Raw genomic sequence first — 18,595 nt, 5'->3', positions numbered from 1 at the left:
AGTGCGCAGTGCGCACCGGCCGGTCTACATTTGCACGCATGGATGCGGTGCGCACGGCGTACCGTACAAAACTAAGCGGGGTATAGGGCGCCTAGAATACGCCCGCCTGCGGCGCCAGTTACATCAGCCAGATTGCCCGGCAAACGCAGGCAAAAGCGCTGTGCCAGCCAGGCAAAGGCCAGCGCCTCTACCTGTTCAGGCGCGACACCGAGTACGTCCGTGCTGCTGACAAGTGCTGCGCATGACTGCGCTGCCAGCAAAGCCTGCAAGCGCTGCATGAGCTGGCGATTGAACGCCCCGCCACCACAGACATAAACGTGGGCAGCATCGGCCGCATGGCGGACGATATCATTGGTCAGTGTCAGCGCGGTAAATTCGCATAGTGTGGCCTGCACATCGACAGGCAGTGCAGTTTCAAAGCCCTGCAGTTTGCCATGCAGCCATGCAGAGTGAAACAAGTCGCGACCTGTGCTTTTGGGTGGCAGCATTTTCAGATAAGCCTCATTCATCAGGCTGCCCAGCAAGGTGGGTATGACCACACCCTGTGCTGCCCAGTCACCATTTGCATCATAACTTTTACCCTGATGTTGCAGCGTCCAGGCATCCATCAGGACATTGCCAGGGCCGGTATCAAAACCACGTGTACTGCCATCTGCAGCCAGCACGCTGATATTGCTGATACCACCCACATTGGCGACCACGCTGGAAGCACCAGCACGGCCAAATACGGCGCGGTGAAAGGCAGGCACCAGCGGTGCACCCTGGCCACCGGCAGCAACATCACGGCTGCGAAAATCAGCAATCACATCTATACCCGTCAACTCAGCCAGCAACGAAGGGTTATTGGTCTGGCGGGTATAACCCAACTCTGGCCTGTGTCGGATAGTTTGTCCATGTGCACCTATGGCATGCACGGCATGCCCTTCTGCTGATGCTTGTAATTTTTTGACGCACGCTGCATAGGTTGTGGCGAGGTCATTTGCCATTATGGCTTCATGATGCAACTCATTTTCGCTGGCCTGCTGCAAGCGCATGGCCTGTTGGCGCAGCTCAATGTCAAAAGGGATGTAGGCAGTTGCGATGATCTGCATGCCGGTGCCAGCATCGTCATCTGCTTCAGGCAGGCGCACCATGACACCATCGACACCATCCAGGCTGGTGCCTGACATCATGCCTATATAGATTTTGGCTGGATTGTTTTGATTTTGCGGCATGCTGATTCCACCTGTGTTTTGATCAGCATGAGTATAGAAGAAGCAGCCAGGTATTACAGCGTCTTGCAGAAAATTCTGTTGGCAACTTCTTCATTTTCCATGCGGAAGATAGTCGCACCTATGTCGGCATAACCGGCGCGTGGATAAAAGCGCAGGGCTTTGTCATTGCCGACCCAGGCTGTCAGCCAGATTTGCTGCACGCCCAACTCACGCAAATGTGCTTCTGCCTCAGCCAGCAACTGGCGGCCTATGCCGCGTCCAAAGAATGCGGGATGCACATAGAGATGGTCGAGCTCGGCTTGATGTTCGCCCTGTACCTGGGCATTGCGCTTGCCATTCAGGGTTTGGCAATAGCCAACCAGATGGCCATTGACTTCTGCCAGCAGGATATGGGTATGGTCTTGTGCGAGGTAAGCTGTGGTACGTGCGGTTGTCAGTTCAGACAAGACATAGTCGGCAATAGATCGTTTGACGCCCTGCTTGACATAGGTATCAAGCCAGACTTGCAGTATCAAAACGGTCAAGGCAGAGACATCTGCTGTCTCTGCATTGCGTATGATTACATCAGTTGTGGACAGATTGCCCAATGCCTAACTCATAGCCGCTTATGAACGCTTCGCCAGGCGCATGACTTCTGCCATGCGTTCTGGGTGCAGCAGATTGAATCTATGATTCATGTCACCGGCAAAGCCTTTGAAGCGTGCCATTTCAGCAGTTGCCAATGGTGCAGCTTCTGTCATGTTGATGCTCATAGGGTCACGGGCTTCATTATTGACACGGAACTCATAGTGCAGATGCGGGCCGGTAGACCAGCCTGTCGTGCCTACATAGCCAATGATATCACCCTGGCTGACCTTGCTGCCTTTGTGTATGCCTGCAGCAAAGCGGCTCATGTGGGCATAAGCCGTGCTGTAGTTGTTCCAGTGCTTGAGCACCACCAGGTTGCCATAACCATTGCTGGAGGCAGCCGAATCAACCACGCCATCAGCAGAGGCGCGGATAGGTGTGCCAGTGGCGGCAGCGAAGTCTACGCCCTTGTGCGCTTTCCATTGACCGGAAATAGGATGCACGCGCATGGAGAAGCCCGAAGACACACGGGTAAATTCTATCGGCGACTTCAGGAAGGCTTTTTTCAGGGATTTGCCGTCAAAGGTGTAATAGCCACCCTTGCCGCCAGTTTCTTCAAACCAGGCAGCCTGATACAGCTTGCCAGAATTGCTGAACTCACCCGCCAGCACACGGCCAGTGCGGACGCGCTCACCGTTTTGCCAGAAACTTTCATAGACAATATTGAAATAGTCACCCTTTTGCAGGCGCTGGTAATCAACATTGGTCTCGAACATGGATTTAACCTGCTCGGTGACGTTATACGGGATCATGGCATCATCGGCAGCCGGATAAAAGGCGGTGCGGATATAGGCTGTTGCCATTTCCACACGTCTTTCCAGCTTGGCGCTGATATCGGAAGATGTCAGTTTGCCATTACCATCACGGCTGATGACAATGTTTCTGACTGGTTTGTCCGGGCCATCGGAGACAGTTGTTTGCAACCACAGGAGTTCACCTTCTTCATCCGTTTTTACTGCCACGGTTTTGTCAGCCCTGAATTGCAGGATACCGCGTGCAATACTGTCTGATTTGATGAACTGTGCCGCTTCGTCGTCATCCACACCTATGCGCTGCAAGAACGTGGCTAACTGCTCACTGCTCTTGAAGGTGGCTTCACGGATGAATTGCTGATCAGTCGCTTCAAGTGCGGCGACCTGTTCATCCAGTGAAGGCAGGCTGAGTTCTTCTTTGATGCGCTTGACCGGCAGGTCAGAAGCATCTGGTGCCAAAGGAGCAACACCGACCGCGCCAAATGCGCAGACTGCAAAGAAAAGTGCGGAGACTGAAACGATGCGCGAAGCGCGTGTGGTGCCAAACAACAGTCTGCCACCAGAGACTAATCGAAGTAATTTATCTGTTGGACGCATGCAATAAGTTAAAATTGACTGTTTTTATCGAAAATTCGAGATCGTTGCAGTGAGATGGTCTTGCACATAAAATATGCAAGGTATCAAGACAGCAACACTAAAGTTCGGGATTATAAAACCAGGGAACTAGCAAGTAAATTGCTGACATCCGGTTTAAGCGATAATCCCTGCAAATTAACCAACACCCAGAATTTGGCAAACGCTGATTATGGATTCAGATTTGGAATTCGACCAGCGGTGTTACAAAAAAATTGATTTACATAAATGATGACTCCTGAACAAAATTCCAACCCATCTGAAAACACTGGCAATGCCAGCAAAATCATGCCTCTATCCGATGCAGTGCAACATGCACTGGCCGTAGCCAAACGCGGTGTTGATGAACTGCTCATCGAATCCGAATTTGCCCAAAAACTGGCACGCAGCGAACAGACTGGCAAACCCCTGCGTATCAAGCTGGGCCTGGACCCGACTGCACCAGATTTGCACCTGGGCCATACCGTGGTACTCAACAAGATGCGCCAGTTGCAAGATCTGGGCCACACCGTGATCTTTTTGATCGGCGACTTCACGTCCATGATCGGTGACCCGTCTGGCCGCAATGCCACCCGCCCGCCGCTGACGCGCGAGCAAATCGAAGACAATGCCCAGACTTATTTCAAGCAGGCCGCGTTGGTGCTGGACGCCAGCAAAACCGAGATACGCTACAACTCTGAATGGTCAGACCCACTCGGCGCACGCGGCATGATACAGCTGTCATCCAAGTACACCGTGGCCCGCATGATGGAGCGCGATGACTTCACCAAGCGCTTCAAGGCTGGCACGCCGATTTCCGTACATGAATTCTTGTACCCGCTGATGCAGGGTTATGATTCTGTCGCCCTGAAATCTGATCTGGAACTTGGTGGTACTGACCAGAAATTCAACCTGCTGGTTGGCCGTGAACTGCAAAAAGATTATGGACAGGAACCGCAATGTATCCTGACCATGCCTTTGCTGGAAGGCCTGGACGGTGTCGAGAAAATGTCGAAGTCCAAGAACAACTACATCGCCATCACTGAACCGGCCAATACCATGTTCGCCAAGATCATGAGTATTTCTGACACGATGATGTGGCGTTATTACGAGCTGCTGTCTTTCTGTTCGCTGGAGCAAATCGCTGCCTACAAAAAAGCCGTGGCAGAAGGCCAGAACCCGCGTGATATCAAGGTGGCGATTGCGCAGGAAATCGTGACGCGTTTCCATAACAGGCAGGCAGCAGAAGATGCGCTGGTTGACTTTGTAAAACGTGCAAATGGCGAGATTCCCGATGTTGTGCCAGAAGTCAGTTTGGCAGGTGCACCTTTGAGCATTGGGCAATTGCTGAAACAGACCAATTTGTGTGCATCGACAGGTGAAGGTATGCGTATGGTGGAACAGGGCGGGGTAAAAATTGACTCTGTCGTCATAAGCGATAAAGGCCTCAGGGTTGAAGCAGGTACTTTCGTGCTGCAAGTCGGCAAGCGCAAGTTTGCAAAGGTGACGTTGACAGCTTGATTCCAGGTATGTAGGTTGGGCTACGCTTTATCAGCCCAACACTGGGCCTCAATAATCGTGTACGTCATTTAAACGCCGAGTGTTGGGCTGGTAAACCGTAGCCCAACCTACAATCTTGCCCAAGCTACGAGATTTCGCTCCTTCTCTCTTCGCCCCGCCCGAAGCAACAATACCAAAGCCCCCATGATCGCGTTACTACAAAGAGTCACCGAAGCTAAAGTCGTCGTCGACGGCAACACCATAGGCGCTATCAATGCCGGCCTCATGGTGCTGGTCTGCGCCGAGCGCGAAGACACTGAAAAGCAGGCGGACGACTTGCTGAAAAAATTACTCGCTTACCGCGTATTCTCCGACGATGCGGGCAAGATGAACCGCAGTGTCGCTGATGTACAAGGCGGTTTGCTATTGGTGCCGCAATTCACGCTTGCAGCTGATACCAATTCCGGCACCCGCCCCTCTTTCACACCGGCTGCGCCGCCAGAACTGGGCAGGCAATTATTCGATTACTTCGTCGCCCAGGCACGCAGCAAACATGTGCAGGTAGAAACCGGTAGCTTTGGTGCCGACATGAAAGTATCACTGACCAATGATGGCCCGGTCACTTTCTGGCTCAAGACCAAAATGAGCTAAATAAGCCAAATAAGCAAAACGAGAACATGAAACCCACAGAAATTTTATTGATACGCCACGGCGAAACCGCCTGGAATGCAGAACGCCGTTTGCAAGGCCATCTCGACATCCCCCTGAATGCCGAAGGCACGCGTCAGGCCAAGGCACTGGCCTGGGCTTTGCAAAATGAAAAACTGCACGCGATCATCTCCAGTGACTTGCAGCGCGCCGTACAAACCGCCGGTGAAATCGCCCGCCTGCAAGGTGTCAGCACCCGCATAGACAAGGGTTTGCGTGAGCGTTGCTTTGGTGGTTTTGAAGGCAAGCTGTATAGCGAACTGCCCAGCCTGTACCGCAAGGAATACAATGCCTGGCAAGCGCATGAACCAGATGCGCAATTCCCGCCCGGCGAAAACGAAGGTGAAACCATACGCCAGTTCCACAAACGCGTGATGGAACATGTACTGCACTATGCCAAGCAATTTGAAGGCAAGAAAATCGCCATCGTCGCCCACGGCGGCGTGCTTGAGTGCGCTTATCGCGCTGCCAAGGATCTACCCTTGCACGCACCACGCGAAGTCACCATCTACAATGCCAGTATCAATCGCTTTGAAGTAACGGGCAAAGAAATCAAGCTGGTGCAATGGGGTGATATTGCGCATCTGGATGCCGACGGGTTGGATGAGATTAACCAGAGCAAGGTCGAGAAGCATTGATGTAATGCGTTACGACAGTAATCAGCATTATCTGTCTATTGTAGAACGCCGCTAGCCTCCAGCCTGCGCTGGAGCGACATTAATTTTTTGAATTGTCATTGGTATACTCAGTAAATTATAGTCACCCGCATAGCATATATAGGATATAGACAACCCTGCGACTCTCCATATGGTCATTCCTGCGAAGGCAGGAATCCAGCGGCTTTCGTGGTGTGCTACGGCAGCAATAATCATCCCTTCCTTAACGAACGCACTGGTGGCCAGCAGACTGCGCCACATTAATTTTCATAGCATTGAAATACCCACAGCGATTGAATGTCTCACGAAGGCATAAGAGACTAGTCATCTGCATATCTTCCTAATCAGCAGAACCACATGAAGCAGATTTCCATTTGCATTCAGTAATTTGTGCATAAAATTTAATGCAACTATTTGGTTGCATTTATTAAAAATCTATCTCATAATAAATACGCAGCTATTTGGTTGCATATATCGTACAATGGAGACAGATCATGAAAAACTACCAGCAAAGCCTCAGCATCAAAGCCAGCCCTGCCGCGGTCTATGCAGCCCTGACCACCATAGAAGGCTTGCGTGCCTGGTGGACCCAGGATTGTGAAGGTGGGGTAGCCGTTGGCGACACCCTGGAATTTCGATTCAGTGCGTGCTACAAGGACATGCGCATAGAGGAATTACAGCCAGACAATAAAGTACGCTGGCTATGCACCCGTGCGCATATCGTGGCAGAATCAATCAGCCGTGCTGACGAATGGGTGGACACTCACATCGTGTTCAGTATTAGCGATGCAGGACTGGGCGAGACACTGCTGGACCTCGAGCACATCGGCCTGCTGCCCTCGCTGCAATGTTTTACGCTTTGCCAAAATGGCTGGCAGCATTTTCTCGCCAGCCTGCAGCAATTTCTGGAAACTGGCACAGGCACACCGTTTGCACTGGCTAAGCAGCAGCAAACGCCATCCACGGAAAGGAGAACTGCAGCATGAATAACAATACTGATCGCACCAATAACACAGATAGCATCGAGCGCAGCATCGTCATCAATGGCACACGTGAGCGCGTGTGGCGCGCACTGACTGATGCAGAAGAATTTGGCGCATGGTTTGGTGTTGACCTGAGCGGCCAGGTATTTGCGCCGGGCCAGCGCACACGTGGGCTGTTTACCCACCCTGGTTGCGAAGGCTTGATGTTTGATATCGTCATTCAGCATATACAGCCGCAAGATGCCATGTCTTTCCACTGGCATCCATATGCAGTCGACACCACCGCTGATTATTCTGAGGAAATACCAACACTGGTCAGTTTCAGTTTAAAAGATGCGTCAGGCAATGCCACCTTGCTGACCGTCATTGAATCAGGTTTTGACAAAGTGCCTGCGCATCGTCGCCGCACCGCTTTTGAGATGAATACAGAAGGTTGGCTTATACAACTGCAAAATCTGCTCAACCATGTCAGCAAATAAAGCAGCAAGCAAGGCCAGCGAATCAGTCGCAAGCAGAGTCACTGCCGACGACACGCTGGCCCATGTCTTCGCCGCCCTCGGCGACCCTACGCGCCTGAAGCTGGTGGCTATACTCTGCACTGGTGGCGCGTTCTCGATTTCGCACCTGACGCAAACTACAGCCATCAGCCGCCAGGGCGTCACCAAACATCTGAACGTATTGGCAGAAGCAGGTGTCGTCAGCGACATCAAGGCAGGCAGAGAGCGACTGTGGCAACTGGAACCCGCCAGCATAGACGAAGCCAAACACACATTGGAATCCATAGGCCGCGAATGGGAGATGGCCTTGGGCAGATTGAAGAGCTTTGTCGAAAAAAATGATTAGAGTGCTATGCTATTTCTGCCAAGACAAATCCCTCTTCATCCATGACATTCAAAACAATTACCATACGCCGCATTGAACTCCCCAGCGATGCGGTCGCCAGATTAAGCGATGCTGAACGTGAATTTCTGTTCTTGTCAGGTTTCATGCTTAACGAATTGAATTCATTGAACAAAGTATTCACCTGGTGCATGAACAGTAATACTGACAAGAACTTGCCTGAGATAGTTGGCAATGCCAATGTTATACAGTCCATGGTATACGCGAGGATACTTGCAGGGAAAGTGTGTGAAGCTTATCAAGCATTGAGCAGTACGTGGTTTGGACACAAGGGCGAATTATCGATCACTCTGACACCACAACTTTATCTGGAAGCCAAAAACGCCATCGATGAATTAAAAAAATACTTTAACAAATCGAATGCCATCCATAACGTGCGTAATGCATTTGCATTTCACTATGGGACAAAAGACCATAGCACCAGCTGGAAGCAAGTCCCGGATGGGGTAGGCATAGAAATCATCTGTGCAGAGCACAGAGGAAATAATTTATATATGGGCTCTGAATTAGTGAGCTCATATGGGCTGACCACGTTGATAGATTCAGACGATCTTATCAATGGTCAAAGCGTTTTTATCAATGACGTTCAGCGCATGACAAATTTCCTGACCGTCTTTCTCGAAGGTGCATCGATCCTGCTGATAGAAAAAGTGCTGGGCGGGACAATTGAAGAAAACGGTGAAGAAGAAATTCTCCCAGTCAGTTCGAATTTTTCAGAAGTCAATATCCCGTATTTCTGTGCGCCAGAATAAGAATTATTCTGTATGCTTCTCATCATCAGATAAACTGCACTTTGGGTTGCGAAGCGTTTCGTACTCAAGTACGACGAGCATCGCCAACTCAAAATGGCTTCGCGCAGTAGCTTAATCAGTACTTGGTACCTACATCTGCCTGAACTGATGCTGATACGCCTGCGACACCGTCAACCAATCATCCTCTTTCTGCAAGCGCAAAGCCAGCCCGCCATCGCTTCTCTGCACCGCATCTATCGCTGCCACGCTGACGATATTGCTGCGGGATATCTGCCAGAATTTATCGCCGTCGAGTTGCGCAGCCAGGTCCTTGATGGTGGTGCGGATATAGGCTTCTAGTTTGGCAGTGATGACTTTGGTGTATTTGGAATCAGCCCGGAAGCAAAGCACATCACTGACATTGATGAAGCGTATCTGGTTGCCGACCGATGCCTGTATCCAGCGCAGTGCGTCTTGCGGCTTTTTGATTTGCAGGGCAGACAGGTCCGCCGGTTGTTGTGACAGACGCTGCTTGAGTCTTTGCACTGCCAGCGCCAGACGGCCCAAGTCCAGGGGTTTAAGCAGGTAATCCACCGCACCCTGGTCGAAGGCATCAACCGCATAATCATTATGGGCAGTCAGAAACACTATGTGGCATGGATGCTGGGTCAGGCGTGCCACGTCTATACCGCTCAGGCCAGGCATGCGCACATCCAGAAAGGCAATATCGGGGCTCAGGTCGGCTATGGCTTGTGCGGCTTTGATACCGTCATCAACACTGGCGATGATGTCCAGTTCTGGCCAGAGCTGTGTCAATGCGCTTTGCAATTCTTGTCGCAAGATCACTTCGTCTTCGGCGATCAGGACTTTGGGTTTGTGATTGTTCATGCTCATGCCAGTTCACCTGTTCTGGCTGGCAGAGATATGCTGGCGCACACGCCACCAATATCGCGCGGCTGCAATTGTAATTCTGCCTGATCGCCAAACAAGGCCAGCAATCTTTCCTGCACATTCAGCAAGCCGACGCCGCTACCCAGTTCATCCTGAAAGCCACGGCCATTATCGCTGACTTTGATCTGCAATTGCCCTGCTGCGCTGCTGGCAGTGATATCTATGCGCACGTCGCCTGGCTGAGGTTCTATACCGTGCTTGATCGCATTTTCTACCAGGCTCATGACTGCCAGTGGCGGGATCAGGCAGGAGCGGACTTCATCTGTGGCTTGCACAGAAAACTGGAAACGTGAGCCCAGGCGTATCTGGAAGATTTGCAGATAGGCGGCAGCCCTGTCCAGCTCTTGCCCCAGCGTAGTGGTGCTAAGACGCATATCGGGCATGGCGGCCCGCAGGTAGGCGATGAGGTGATTCAGCATCTGTTCAGCCATTGCAGCATCCTGATGTATCAGGGCGCGGGTATTGGCCAGGGTATTGAATAAAAAATGCGGTTCTATCTGGCCCTGAAGCGCGGCCAGCCTGGCTTCCAGCATTTGCCTCTCCATTTTGTGCTTGCTGGCTTCTGCGGCCAGGCTGGCCTGGGTACGGTGCCTGATTTCCAGGTCTATGGCTGCGGGCAAGACGGTGGCAAAGATGAATACGATGAGCACTGCTGGCAATAACCAGACTGCGTGACTGGCCGTCAATGGCGGCCAGAACACAGCCTCTATCCAGATACCTGCTAGCAGTGCCAGCAACATGAAGACCACCAGCATGACCCAGCGCTGGCTGGCATGTTTGATCCACGCCGTTTTTTGTGACAGGCACAGGCCAGTTTGCACCAGCGTATAGGCCAACAAAATCGCCAGGCTATCTGCCAGCCAGGCTGAAACCGCGCTGGAAAAACAGGCATAAGCCAGCAAACCCAGCACGGCAAATATGGGTAACAGCGGCCAGGAGATGCCGGCCTTACCGTCGTTAAGCTCGTGCGATATCGTCAAATCTTTGTACATCGGTTTGTGATCTATTCAGAGAAATTCAGATTTTGTATTGTAGTCACCAATGGTCCCATTGTGATCTTGGTTGCAACAGATGGTTTATTTTCGGTAACAGGATTATTTGCCTGTGCTTCGTTAAAAGTAGTGCCTTTCACTAATAACTTACCCTTGTCCCTGAGACCAATGCCCAGCTCCAGTTTTGTTGCGTTAGCTGGCACCAGCAATCTGACCCTGACTGCTTCCCACGTATCACTCTTGCGCGCCCAGGATGAAGAAATTGAGACACCACCTTTATCATCTATGGTCCGGATCCAGAATTCATAACCACCTAGCTCGCCCATATGCCGTGCCGACGCCGTAAAGTGCATGGTTTTGCCACGATAGGCAGTAGCATCCACCACTTGTGTGATGGCGGCAAAATCATCATTAGCTATCCCCTCTTTTGCGACCATGAAAAAGGCGGGCTGCTCTTTACTGCCTTGCGACGTATCCAGGCCACTTTCATAATGAGTGGTAAGTGCGCCGTTCGCTGTCCAGCCTTTAGGTACACCACTATTGACGGCGCCAGCAAAAGAATAGTTGACAGCAAAGGCGACCAAGGGTGCGGCGATTAAGATTTTCCAGTGTTTCATCATCGTTACTCCATAAGGGTTGTTGATGATGTGCAATATACGGATGAACAAGTTTGACTTCCTTCGCTTTGCGACCACTTCCCGGTCATCGCCGATAAATGGCGGGAAATTTCTGATGAGTGGACGTGATAAAAATAGTTTTTATGCATGGCCGCCAGAATGAGACAAGTGAATTGACCATAGCATGGGAAATGACGATACTGCCAACTTTGTATTTCATTTCCAAAGGCGCAGTATAAGTCAGCAAATGCGGTGAGTATATGTGGAATATATGTGCACCCTTCTGGCTAATCTGCCATTTTAAGTTTAAGGAAAGTCCTGGTGCGAGTCTTCTATCAATTCGATTATGATGCACTGCCCCGTAACGTCAAAAAGCATTTGATCAGATCGGTCAGAAGCCCAGACTTTCTGGTGCATGGACAGGTGACGTCCAGTATGGGTTGGTACTTGCTGCATGGCTTTATTCTGGCAGTATGCACTTTCTTTATTTATCTGCTGGCAGCGTCCAACCTTGGCAACCCCCTGCAAGATAAGGCATGGAAAGACACTGGTTTACTCTTCTGGTATGCCGTACTGTTTTTGGGTGTGGTGTATGCAGCGCATGCGATTTGGCAACGTATGCAACTGAACACAAAGTTTCGCTTTCTTCCTGGCTGGTATTTATTTCCCTTGGCACTGGTTGATATGCGCAGCAGTAAAATTGCCGTGCATGATCTGGCGCAACTACGCAAGCTGGAATCCAGGCATGACGAGCAAAATGGTAAATATAAGAGGACTGTTTTTTCTTTCATCTTTTATGATGGTTCACAAAAAAATCTGATTATCAGCAATTTGAGCCAGGCTGAAGCTGCGCTGAAAAAATTTAATGACTACAAATCCAAAGCGCGGGAGGCGTTTCATCAACGTGATATCGCCAGCCTGTATGGATACGACCCTTTGCTGGACGTGCGAAAAAACAAGTGGAAAGATGCATTGGGCCATTCAGGCAAGAATAAGCAAGTTCTGAAGCTGTCGAGCTATCTAAAGTTACCTCTGTTGTTAATCATGCTGGCGACAGTTCTGGCCGCCCTGTTCTGGTATGGGCGAAATGCAGTTGCTGACAAGAAGATGTATCTGCATGCGAAACAACAACAGACAGAAAACGCCTATCTCGGCTACATAGCCCATGGCAAATTCAAAGTGACAGAGATGCAGGATGAACTGCCCCACGTGGTGTTCAAGGAAGCGCTCAATGACAACTCGGTCACGCAATTGCGCAAGCTAAAGGCGCGCTTTCCGCACACAGATATTTTGCCGGAAGTTGAAGAAGAAATTCATATGCTGTATTTCAATGCCTTGCAAAAATTCAAAGCACAGGCCGTCAACGCGGACGCCAAATTATTGCGCTCTGTCGAGTCGCTGCTAAAATTCTCTGAAGAGCATGACGATCCTAATGTCCATATCAAATTTACGCGGCCTACGGCCACAGAATTGGGGCAACTGGATGCCAGTCTGAAGAGCCGTGAAAAGACTATCAAGGATAAAAAAATAGTCCCGGTAGCAACTTATTTTTCAGATGACAGCGTTGCTGCCAGAGAAGCGCGCATTGCCAACAATATCAGCAAAGCGTTTTCCAGCATTTTCCCCAGCGATATTTTGAATTTTAGTGCTGCAACCGATGTGAATGCCAACAGGCCTTCGCTAGAAATCACTTATCAGGTAGAACCATCTGGCAAACTGCTTGCATCTGCCAACACGAACGAGGTTTATGCCGGTCTGAGCCTACGCTTCAATACGGCTATTGTGATACCTGAAAGTAAAGACCGTTGGAAGTTTAATTTGCAGGTAAACACGCCTGATTACCCGAATACTCCCTACATTAAACCCAGCTTGAATCCCACCGAGGATCCTGCGCAAAGCCAGACCTATACAAGTATGGCAACGCGTGCTTTTGATGAACTGGAAGAGAAAATCAACCAGACGATGTTCAGACCAGAAAACGCTGTTTATCTCAAACAGCAGAAAAACAAGATTTAGTTGATCAACCTGCATTCGGCCTGCGTTCTGTCTGAAATAAAACTTTGCGGCACAGTCTGTGCCGCAAAGCCTGGAACACACCACCAGGAAATCAATCAATAAGTATCAGTGCAGCTTGATACGCGGATTACGCACCCTGTCTATGGTCTCTGCCCAGGTGGACAACCAGGTATGAAACAAACCATTCACCGCCACCTGATGATGCTTATGCAAAGACCAATACATCCATTTTGCCAATGTCCCTTCTATGAAGACCGAGCCACTGGCGATGGCACCCATGAGGCTGCCGACAGTGCTGTAATTACCCAGCGACACCAGCGAGCCATGGTCTTTGTAAGTGAACTCCAGCAAGGACTTGCCCTGCAACTGACGCACCAGTGACTTGGCCAGCGTGCTGGCTTGCTGATGGGCAGACTGGGCACGCGGTGGCACGCTAGGCAAACCCTCGCCTTGCGGGCAGGCACAACAATCACCAAGGGCAAAAATCGATGGGTCCCGCGTGGTTTGCAAGTTGCGGTTAACCACCAGTTGATTGATGCGATTGCATTCCAGTCCGTCCAGGTCCTTCAAAAATTCGGGAGCCTTGATACCAGCTGCCCACACCACGATGCCGCTGGGAATGAATTTGCCGCTGGCCATTTGCACGCCAGCCTTGGAAACTTCAACGACTTTTTCATTGGTGTGCACTTCGATGGCAATGCTGCGCAATTCACGGGCGACAGATTCTGACAGGCGCTCTGGCAACATTTGCAGCAGGCGCGGGGCAGCATCGACGATGACGATCTTCAAATCTTTTTCTGGATGGAAGTTGAGCAGGCCATAGCTGGACAATATCTTGGTGGTCATGTGCAGCTCTGCCGCCAGTTCTACCCCGGTAGCACCACCGCCGATGATGGTGACGGTAAAGCGCCCCTCGCCCACAGCCTGGGCCTGGGTTTGTGCACGCAGGCAGCAATTGATGAGTTTTTGATGGAAGCGTTCTGCCGCCGCGAGTGAATCAAGCATGATGCAGTTATCACGTGCACCGGGCGTACCAAAGTCATTGGTCTGGCTGCCCAGGGCGATGACCAGGCTGTCATAAGTGATGGCCTGGCGTGGCAATAACTCTATGCCATTTTCATCCAGGGTGGGAGCAAGGTAGATTTCTTTCTTGTCACGTGAGAGCCCATCCATGCGACCCAAACGGAAATCAAAATGATTGGAACGTGCCAGGGCAAAGTATTCGCGCTCGTCGGCGTGGCTGTCGAGAGTGCCTGCAGCAACCTGGTGTAACAAAGGTTTCCACAAATGGGTACGGCTGGCATCGACCAGCGTAATGACGGCCTTGCCGCGCTTGCCTAATTTCTTGCCCAAACGCACCGCCAACTCCAGCCCGCCTGCACCACCGCCAACGATGGTAATTCTATGTACTGCCTCCTTGTTTTGCGTGTTCACGACGACTCCCTTAATATAAAAAATGTATTCCCTTGGCGACGATCCATCGATCAGTCCAGCAATCAGGGCCACGGGAATGCACTTTTGTCAGGAGTCAATATGACAAATAATAAGCAGAGTATACACACAAGTCCTCTGCCTTAGGTTGGTAAGCCGAACACGATAGTAATTTAGAAAAGCAATTCTAAAGCCATCTGGTTTTGCTAGATTTATACTATCGCATCAGCATGTCATATAGATAAAAATATTCCTTACGAGTGGTAACGATTTTGCCAAATATTTAGGCAGGATTCAGGTAGAATAGCGCTTCTTCGAATTTCCCCCTTCCCTGATCGTGCAAATCGGCTCTTACGTGCTGCGTAATAATATTTTTGTTGCTCCCATGGCTGGCGTGACTGACAGGCCTTTCCGTCAGTTATGCAAAGAACTGGGTGCAGGCTATGCCGTGTCTGAAATGGCAGCGTCCAATCCCAAGCTCTGGGAAACAGAAAAATCCACGCGCCGTACCAACCATGAAGGCGAAATGGAACCCAAGGCCGTGCAGATTGCCGGTGCTGATCCACAAATGCTGGCCGAATGTGCCAAACATAATGTCGATAAAGGTGCGCAAATCATCGATATCAACATGGGCTGCCCGGTCAAAAAAGTCTGTAATGCCTGGTGTGGTTCTGCCTTGTTGCAGCATGAAAGCCTGGTTGGTCAGATACTGGATGCGGTAGTCGGTGCAGTCGATGTGCCCGTCACGCTGAAGTTTCGTACCGGCTGGGACAGGGCAAATAAAAATGCCCTGAACATTGCCCGCATGGCAGAAGCGGCTGGCATACAAATGCTGACCCTGCATGGGCGCACCCGTGCCGATGCTTATAAGGGTGATGCCGAATATGAGACCATTGCTGCCGTCAAGGCTGCAGTCAATATTCCCGTAGTTGCCAATGGCGACATCACCACACCGGAAAAAGCCAAATATGTATTAGAGGCCACTGGTGCGGATGCCATCATGATAGGCCGGGCGGCGCAAGGCCGACCGTGGATCTTTCGCGAGATCGCCCATTTCCTCGATACCGGAGAGCATTTACCCGCCCCCTTGATTTCTGAAGTTCGTGGACTCATGGATGCCCATTTGAAAGCGCACTATGCCTTCTATGGTGACTATCTTGGCGTACGAACGGCACGCAAACACATAGGCTGGTATGTGCAAGACCTGGTAGGTGGTGAAGATTTCCGGCAACAAATGAACTTACTGACGGATTGTGATGAACAACTTGCCGCCGTCAGCAGTTTTTTTGATCACATGGCTGGGGAGCGGTTACAATACCGCCCCTTTGAAGAAAAACTGGCAGCATAAGACAAAGCACTTTTACAAAAACAATTTGTCTTGCCGTCCATGAAGCATGGACTACCCGCCGCCTGGCATAACCGAACAGTGATAAAAACAGCATGAGCAAAGATAGCATTCAAGACGCCGTCCACAAAAATCTGGAAAAATATTTCCGTGACCTAGGCGAGCAACCCGCATCCAATATTTACGACATGGTCGTGTTAGCCGTTGAAAAACCGATGTTAGAAATGGTCATGACGCGCGCCTCCAGCAACCAGTCACAAGCCGCCGATATGTTGGGCATTAACCGGAATACCTTGCGCAAGAAATTGCAGCAACACGGTTTGCTCTGACCCATCCGCGAGGCTTGACACCGATTTCCTTACTCACATCAAAAATCATGATCAAACAAGCCCTCATTTCCGTCTCCGACAAGACCGGTGTGCTCGAATTTGCACGTGAATTGTCTGCGCTCGGTGTCAAGCTCTTGTCCACGGGTGGCACAGCCAAGTTATTGGCTGACAATGGCCTGCCTGTTACCGAAGTAGCTGACTACACCGGCTTCCCCGAGATGCTCGATGGCCGTGTCAAGACCCTGCACCCTAAAGTGCATGGCGGCATTTTGGCGCGCCGTGATTTTCCTGAACATGTGGCGGCACTGGAACAGCATGGCATCCCTACCATAGACATGGTGGTGGTCAACCTGTACCCGTTCCAGCAAACTGTCGCCAAGGGCGAATGCTCACTCGAAGATGCGATAGAAAATATCGACATCGGCGGCCCTACCATGTTGCGTTCTTCTGCCAAGAACCACAAAGACGTCACCGTCATTGTCGATCCTGCTGATTATGCCGTCGTGCTGGCAGAGATGAAGGCAAATCAAAATGTCGTCAGCTATGACACCAAGTTCACTCTGGCGAAAAAAGTATTTGCCCACACCGCGCAATACGATGGTGCCATTACCAATTACCTGACCAGCCTGGGTGAAGACAAGGCACACACCACACGCAGCGCTTATCCGCAAACCCTGAACCTGCATTTTGAAAAAGTGCAGGAAATGCGTTACGGTGAAAATCCGCATCAGTCCGCTGCGTTTTACCGCGACTTGAAATCCCTGGAAGGTTCGCTGGCCAACTACAAGCAATTGCAAGGCAAGGAACTGTCTTACAACAATATCGCTGATGCCGATGCAGCCTGGGAATGCGTGAAGTCTTTCGCTGAATCTGCCTGCGTCATCGTCAAGCATGCCAATCCTTGCGGCGTGGCTTTGGGCACGACACCATTTGAAGCCTATAGCAAGGCATTGCAGACAGACCCGACTTCTGCGTTTGGCGGCATCATCGCCTTCAATCGCGAACTCGATGGCAAGGCAGCCGAAATCGTCGCCAAGCAATTCGTTGAAGTGCTGATTGCGCCGTCCTTCACTGCGGAAGCAAAACAAATTTTTTCTGCGAAACAAAACGTGCGTTTGCTGGAGATTTCCCTGGGTGCGGGCTTCAATCAATATGATATGAAACGCGTCGGTGGTGGCTTGCTGGTGCAGGCACCGGATGCCAAAAATGTCTTGCAGGAAGAACTGCGCGTCGTCTCGAAATTGCAGCCTACGCCACAGCAAATGGCTGACATGATGTTCGCCTGGCGCGTGGCCAAGTATGTGAAATCAAACGCCATCGTCTTCTGTGGCAATGGTATGACACTGGGTGTAGGCGCGGGCCAGATGAGCCGCATAGACTCTGCCCGCATTGCTTCCATCAAAGCGCAAAATGCTGGTTTGACTTTGACTGGTTCTGCAGTCGCGTCTGACGCCTTCTTCCCCTTCCGTGATGGTCTGGATGTAGTGGTGGATGCTGGTGCAACTTGCGTGATCCACCCGGGTGGTTCCATGCGTGACCAGGAAGTGATAGATGCTGCGGATGAACGTGGTGTCGTTATGGTGTACACCGGTACGCGTCATTTCCGTCATTGATATGATGTTGATTGCAACATTGATCAATTAGCGATTCTGCTTAAAGCGGCTCTGTTCACCCAGAGCCGTTTTTTATTCTGCATTCTCACCTTTATGGCTTACGTCTATATCCTGGCCAGTGCTCGAAATGGTACTTTATATGTCGGTGTTACCAACGATTTGATAGCTCGTGTTTATCAGCATAAGAACGATTTCGTTGACAGCTTTACATCCCGACATAAGGTTCATCAACTGGTCTGGTTTGAACAGGTCGATTCGATTCTTTCTGCCATTCAGCGTGAAAAGCAGATCAAGGCATGGAAGCGGGAATGGAAGATCAGGTTGATTGAAGAGAGCAATCCTTATTGGCGGGATTTGTATTTGGATATTGTTTGACTCTGACAGAAACGTGATTCGTTAAATCCCCCGCACTTAATTGACGTCGCTCCTGCGCAGGCAGGAGCCTAGTGGCGTTGACTGATCACGAATACCATCTGTAAATACTATCAACGTCAGCATGCAAGAAATATCTTCTTGAGCAATTAGCACCTCGGTATACCACAAACGACACTAGATTCCTGCCTACGCAGGAATGACGAATTTCAAGATAGAAGGATATTCTATTAACCAAGTTTGCCA

19 protein-coding genes are annotated in these 18,595 nt (G+C 50.6%); 12 read left to right on the top strand and 7 right to left on the bottom strand.

Features of this window, described 5'->3' with window-relative positions; all coding sequences use genetic code 11:
- Positions 1 to 71 precede the first annotated feature (71 nt).
- From ACO0LD_RS28715 to ACO0LD_RS28705, 3 genes are read right to left on the bottom strand one after another with little or no spacing between them, the layout of a single operon-like run.
- Positions 72 to 1,214 carry an anhydro-N-acetylmuramic acid kinase gene (locus ACO0LD_RS28715; protein ID WP_423012438.1) on the bottom strand — a complete coding sequence of 381 codons (1,143 nt, stop codon included), beginning with the start codon at positions 1,212 to 1,214 and terminating at the stop codon, positions 72 to 74.
- Between the two features lie 53 nt (positions 1,215 to 1,267).
- A complete protein-coding gene (locus tag ACO0LD_RS28710) occupies positions 1,268 to 1,801 on the bottom strand; it encodes a GNAT family N-acetyltransferase (protein WP_423012436.1) in 534 nt (177 codons plus the stop codon).
- Between the two features lie 18 nt (positions 1,802 to 1,819).
- On the bottom strand, positions 1,820 to 3,190 hold the full coding sequence (locus ACO0LD_RS28705; protein ID WP_423012434.1) for a peptidoglycan DD-metalloendopeptidase family protein: 1,371 nt from the start codon (positions 3,188 to 3,190) through the stop codon (positions 1,820 to 1,822).
- Positions 3,191 to 3,457: 267 nt separating this feature from the next.
- Here ACO0LD_RS28705 and tyrS point away from each other — a divergent pair, with 267 nt between their 5' ends.
- From tyrS to ACO0LD_RS28670, 7 genes are all read left to right on the top strand, one after another.
- Positions 3,458 to 4,726 carry a tyrosine--tRNA ligase gene (gene tyrS / locus ACO0LD_RS28700; RefSeq protein ID WP_423012513.1) on the top strand — a complete coding sequence of 423 codons (1,269 nt, stop codon included), beginning with the start codon at positions 3,458 to 3,460 and terminating at the stop codon, positions 4,724 to 4,726.
- Positions 4,727 to 4,909: 183 nt separating this feature from the next.
- A complete protein-coding gene (dtd, locus tag ACO0LD_RS28695) occupies positions 4,910 to 5,356 on the top strand; it encodes a D-aminoacyl-tRNA deacylase (RefSeq protein WP_423012432.1) in 447 nt (148 codons plus the stop codon).
- 26 nt (positions 5,357 to 5,382) lie between these two features.
- The gene (locus tag ACO0LD_RS28690) at positions 5,383 to 6,051 is read left to right on the top strand and encodes a histidine phosphatase family protein (protein WP_423012430.1); all 669 of its coding nucleotides are present in this window, start codon (positions 5,383 to 5,385) and stop codon (positions 6,049 to 6,051) included.
- Positions 6,052 to 6,563: 512 nt separating this feature from the next.
- The gene (locus ACO0LD_RS28685) at positions 6,564 to 7,055 is read left to right on the top strand and encodes an SRPBCC family protein (RefSeq protein ID WP_423012428.1); all 492 of its coding nucleotides are present in this window, start codon (positions 6,564 to 6,566) and stop codon (positions 7,053 to 7,055) included.
- On the top strand, positions 7,052 to 7,531 hold the full coding sequence (locus ACO0LD_RS28680; protein WP_423012426.1) for an SRPBCC family protein: 480 nt from the start codon (positions 7,052 to 7,054) through the stop codon (positions 7,529 to 7,531). Before ACO0LD_RS28685 ends, ACO0LD_RS28680 begins: the two co-directional genes overlap by 4 nt.
- Positions 7,518 to 7,895: an ArsR/SmtB family transcription factor gene (locus ACO0LD_RS28675; RefSeq protein WP_423012424.1), complete on the top strand. Its 378-nt coding sequence runs from the start codon at positions 7,518 to 7,520 to the stop codon at positions 7,893 to 7,895. The genes ACO0LD_RS28680 and ACO0LD_RS28675 overlap by 14 nt, the downstream gene beginning before the upstream one ends.
- Positions 7,896 to 8,083: 188 nt before the next feature.
- Positions 8,084 to 8,704, top strand: coding sequence for a hypothetical protein (locus ACO0LD_RS28670; protein WP_423012422.1), 621 nt, complete (start codon positions 8,084 to 8,086; stop codon positions 8,702 to 8,704).
- Positions 8,705 to 8,833: 129 nt separating this feature from the next.
- Here the strand turns inward: ACO0LD_RS28670 and ACO0LD_RS28665 are convergent, their stop codons facing one another.
- From ACO0LD_RS28665 to ACO0LD_RS28655, 3 genes are read right to left on the bottom strand one after another with little or no spacing between them, the layout of a single operon-like run.
- The gene (locus ACO0LD_RS28665; RefSeq protein ID WP_423012420.1) at positions 8,834 to 9,577 is read right to left on the bottom strand and encodes a LytR/AlgR family response regulator transcription factor; all 744 of its coding nucleotides are present in this window, start codon (positions 9,575 to 9,577) and stop codon (positions 8,834 to 8,836) included.
- The gene (locus ACO0LD_RS28660; RefSeq protein ID WP_423012418.1) at positions 9,574 to 10,626 is read right to left on the bottom strand and encodes a sensor histidine kinase; all 1,053 of its coding nucleotides are present in this window, start codon (positions 10,624 to 10,626) and stop codon (positions 9,574 to 9,576) included. The genes ACO0LD_RS28665 and ACO0LD_RS28660 overlap by 4 nt, the downstream gene beginning before the upstream one ends.
- Positions 10,627 to 10,637: 11 nt before the next feature.
- Positions 10,638 to 11,294 carry a hypothetical protein gene (locus tag ACO0LD_RS28655; protein ID WP_423012416.1) on the bottom strand — a complete coding sequence of 219 codons (657 nt, stop codon included), beginning with the start codon at positions 11,292 to 11,294 and terminating at the stop codon, positions 10,638 to 10,640.
- A gap of 384 nt (positions 11,295 to 11,678) precedes the next feature.
- Here ACO0LD_RS28655 and ACO0LD_RS28650 point away from each other — a divergent pair, with 384 nt between their 5' ends.
- Positions 11,679 to 13,259: a hypothetical protein gene (locus ACO0LD_RS28650; RefSeq protein ID WP_423012414.1), complete on the top strand. Its 1,581-nt coding sequence runs from the start codon at positions 11,679 to 11,681 to the stop codon at positions 13,257 to 13,259.
- Between the two features lie 105 nt (positions 13,260 to 13,364).
- On the opposite strand, the gene ACO0LD_RS28645 is transcribed toward ACO0LD_RS28650, so the two are convergent.
- Positions 13,365 to 14,693, bottom strand: coding sequence for an NAD(P)/FAD-dependent oxidoreductase (locus tag ACO0LD_RS28645; protein WP_423012412.1), 1,329 nt, complete (start codon positions 14,691 to 14,693; stop codon positions 13,365 to 13,367).
- A gap of 334 nt (positions 14,694 to 15,027) precedes the next feature.
- Here ACO0LD_RS28645 and dusB point away from each other — a divergent pair, with 334 nt between their 5' ends.
- The 4 genes from dusB (at position 15,028) to ACO0LD_RS28625 (ending at position 18,352) form a co-directional block, all read left to right on the top strand.
- Positions 15,028 to 16,038, top strand: a complete 1,011-nt coding sequence (dusB, locus tag ACO0LD_RS28640) for a tRNA dihydrouridine synthase DusB (protein WP_423012410.1) — start codon at positions 15,028 to 15,030, stop codon at positions 16,036 to 16,038.
- A 92-nt stretch (positions 16,039 to 16,130) separates the two neighbouring features.
- Positions 16,131 to 16,364 (top strand): helix-turn-helix domain-containing protein, encoded by a 234-nt coding sequence (locus ACO0LD_RS28635; RefSeq protein ID WP_110258221.1) that lies wholly within the window; start codon positions 16,131 to 16,133, stop codon positions 16,362 to 16,364.
- Between the two features lie 47 nt (positions 16,365 to 16,411).
- Positions 16,412 to 17,977 (top strand): bifunctional phosphoribosylaminoimidazolecarboxamide formyltransferase/IMP cyclohydrolase, encoded by a 1,566-nt coding sequence (gene purH, locus ACO0LD_RS28630; RefSeq protein WP_423012408.1) that lies wholly within the window; start codon positions 16,412 to 16,414, stop codon positions 17,975 to 17,977.
- Between the two features lie 93 nt (positions 17,978 to 18,070).
- Positions 18,071 to 18,352 carry a GIY-YIG nuclease family protein gene (locus ACO0LD_RS28625; RefSeq protein WP_423012406.1) on the top strand — a complete coding sequence of 94 codons (282 nt, stop codon included), beginning with the start codon at positions 18,071 to 18,073 and terminating at the stop codon, positions 18,350 to 18,352.
- Positions 18,353 to 18,595 lie beyond the last annotated feature (243 nt).

Origin of the sequence: Undibacterium sp. Ji83W, from assembly GCF_049340385.1 — a bacterium.
Lineage (GTDB): Bacteria > Pseudomonadota > Gammaproteobacteria > Burkholderiales > Burkholderiaceae_D > Undibacterium.
Note: the sequence above shows the minus strand (reverse complement) of the source record. Positions and strands in the feature narration are given on the sequence as shown.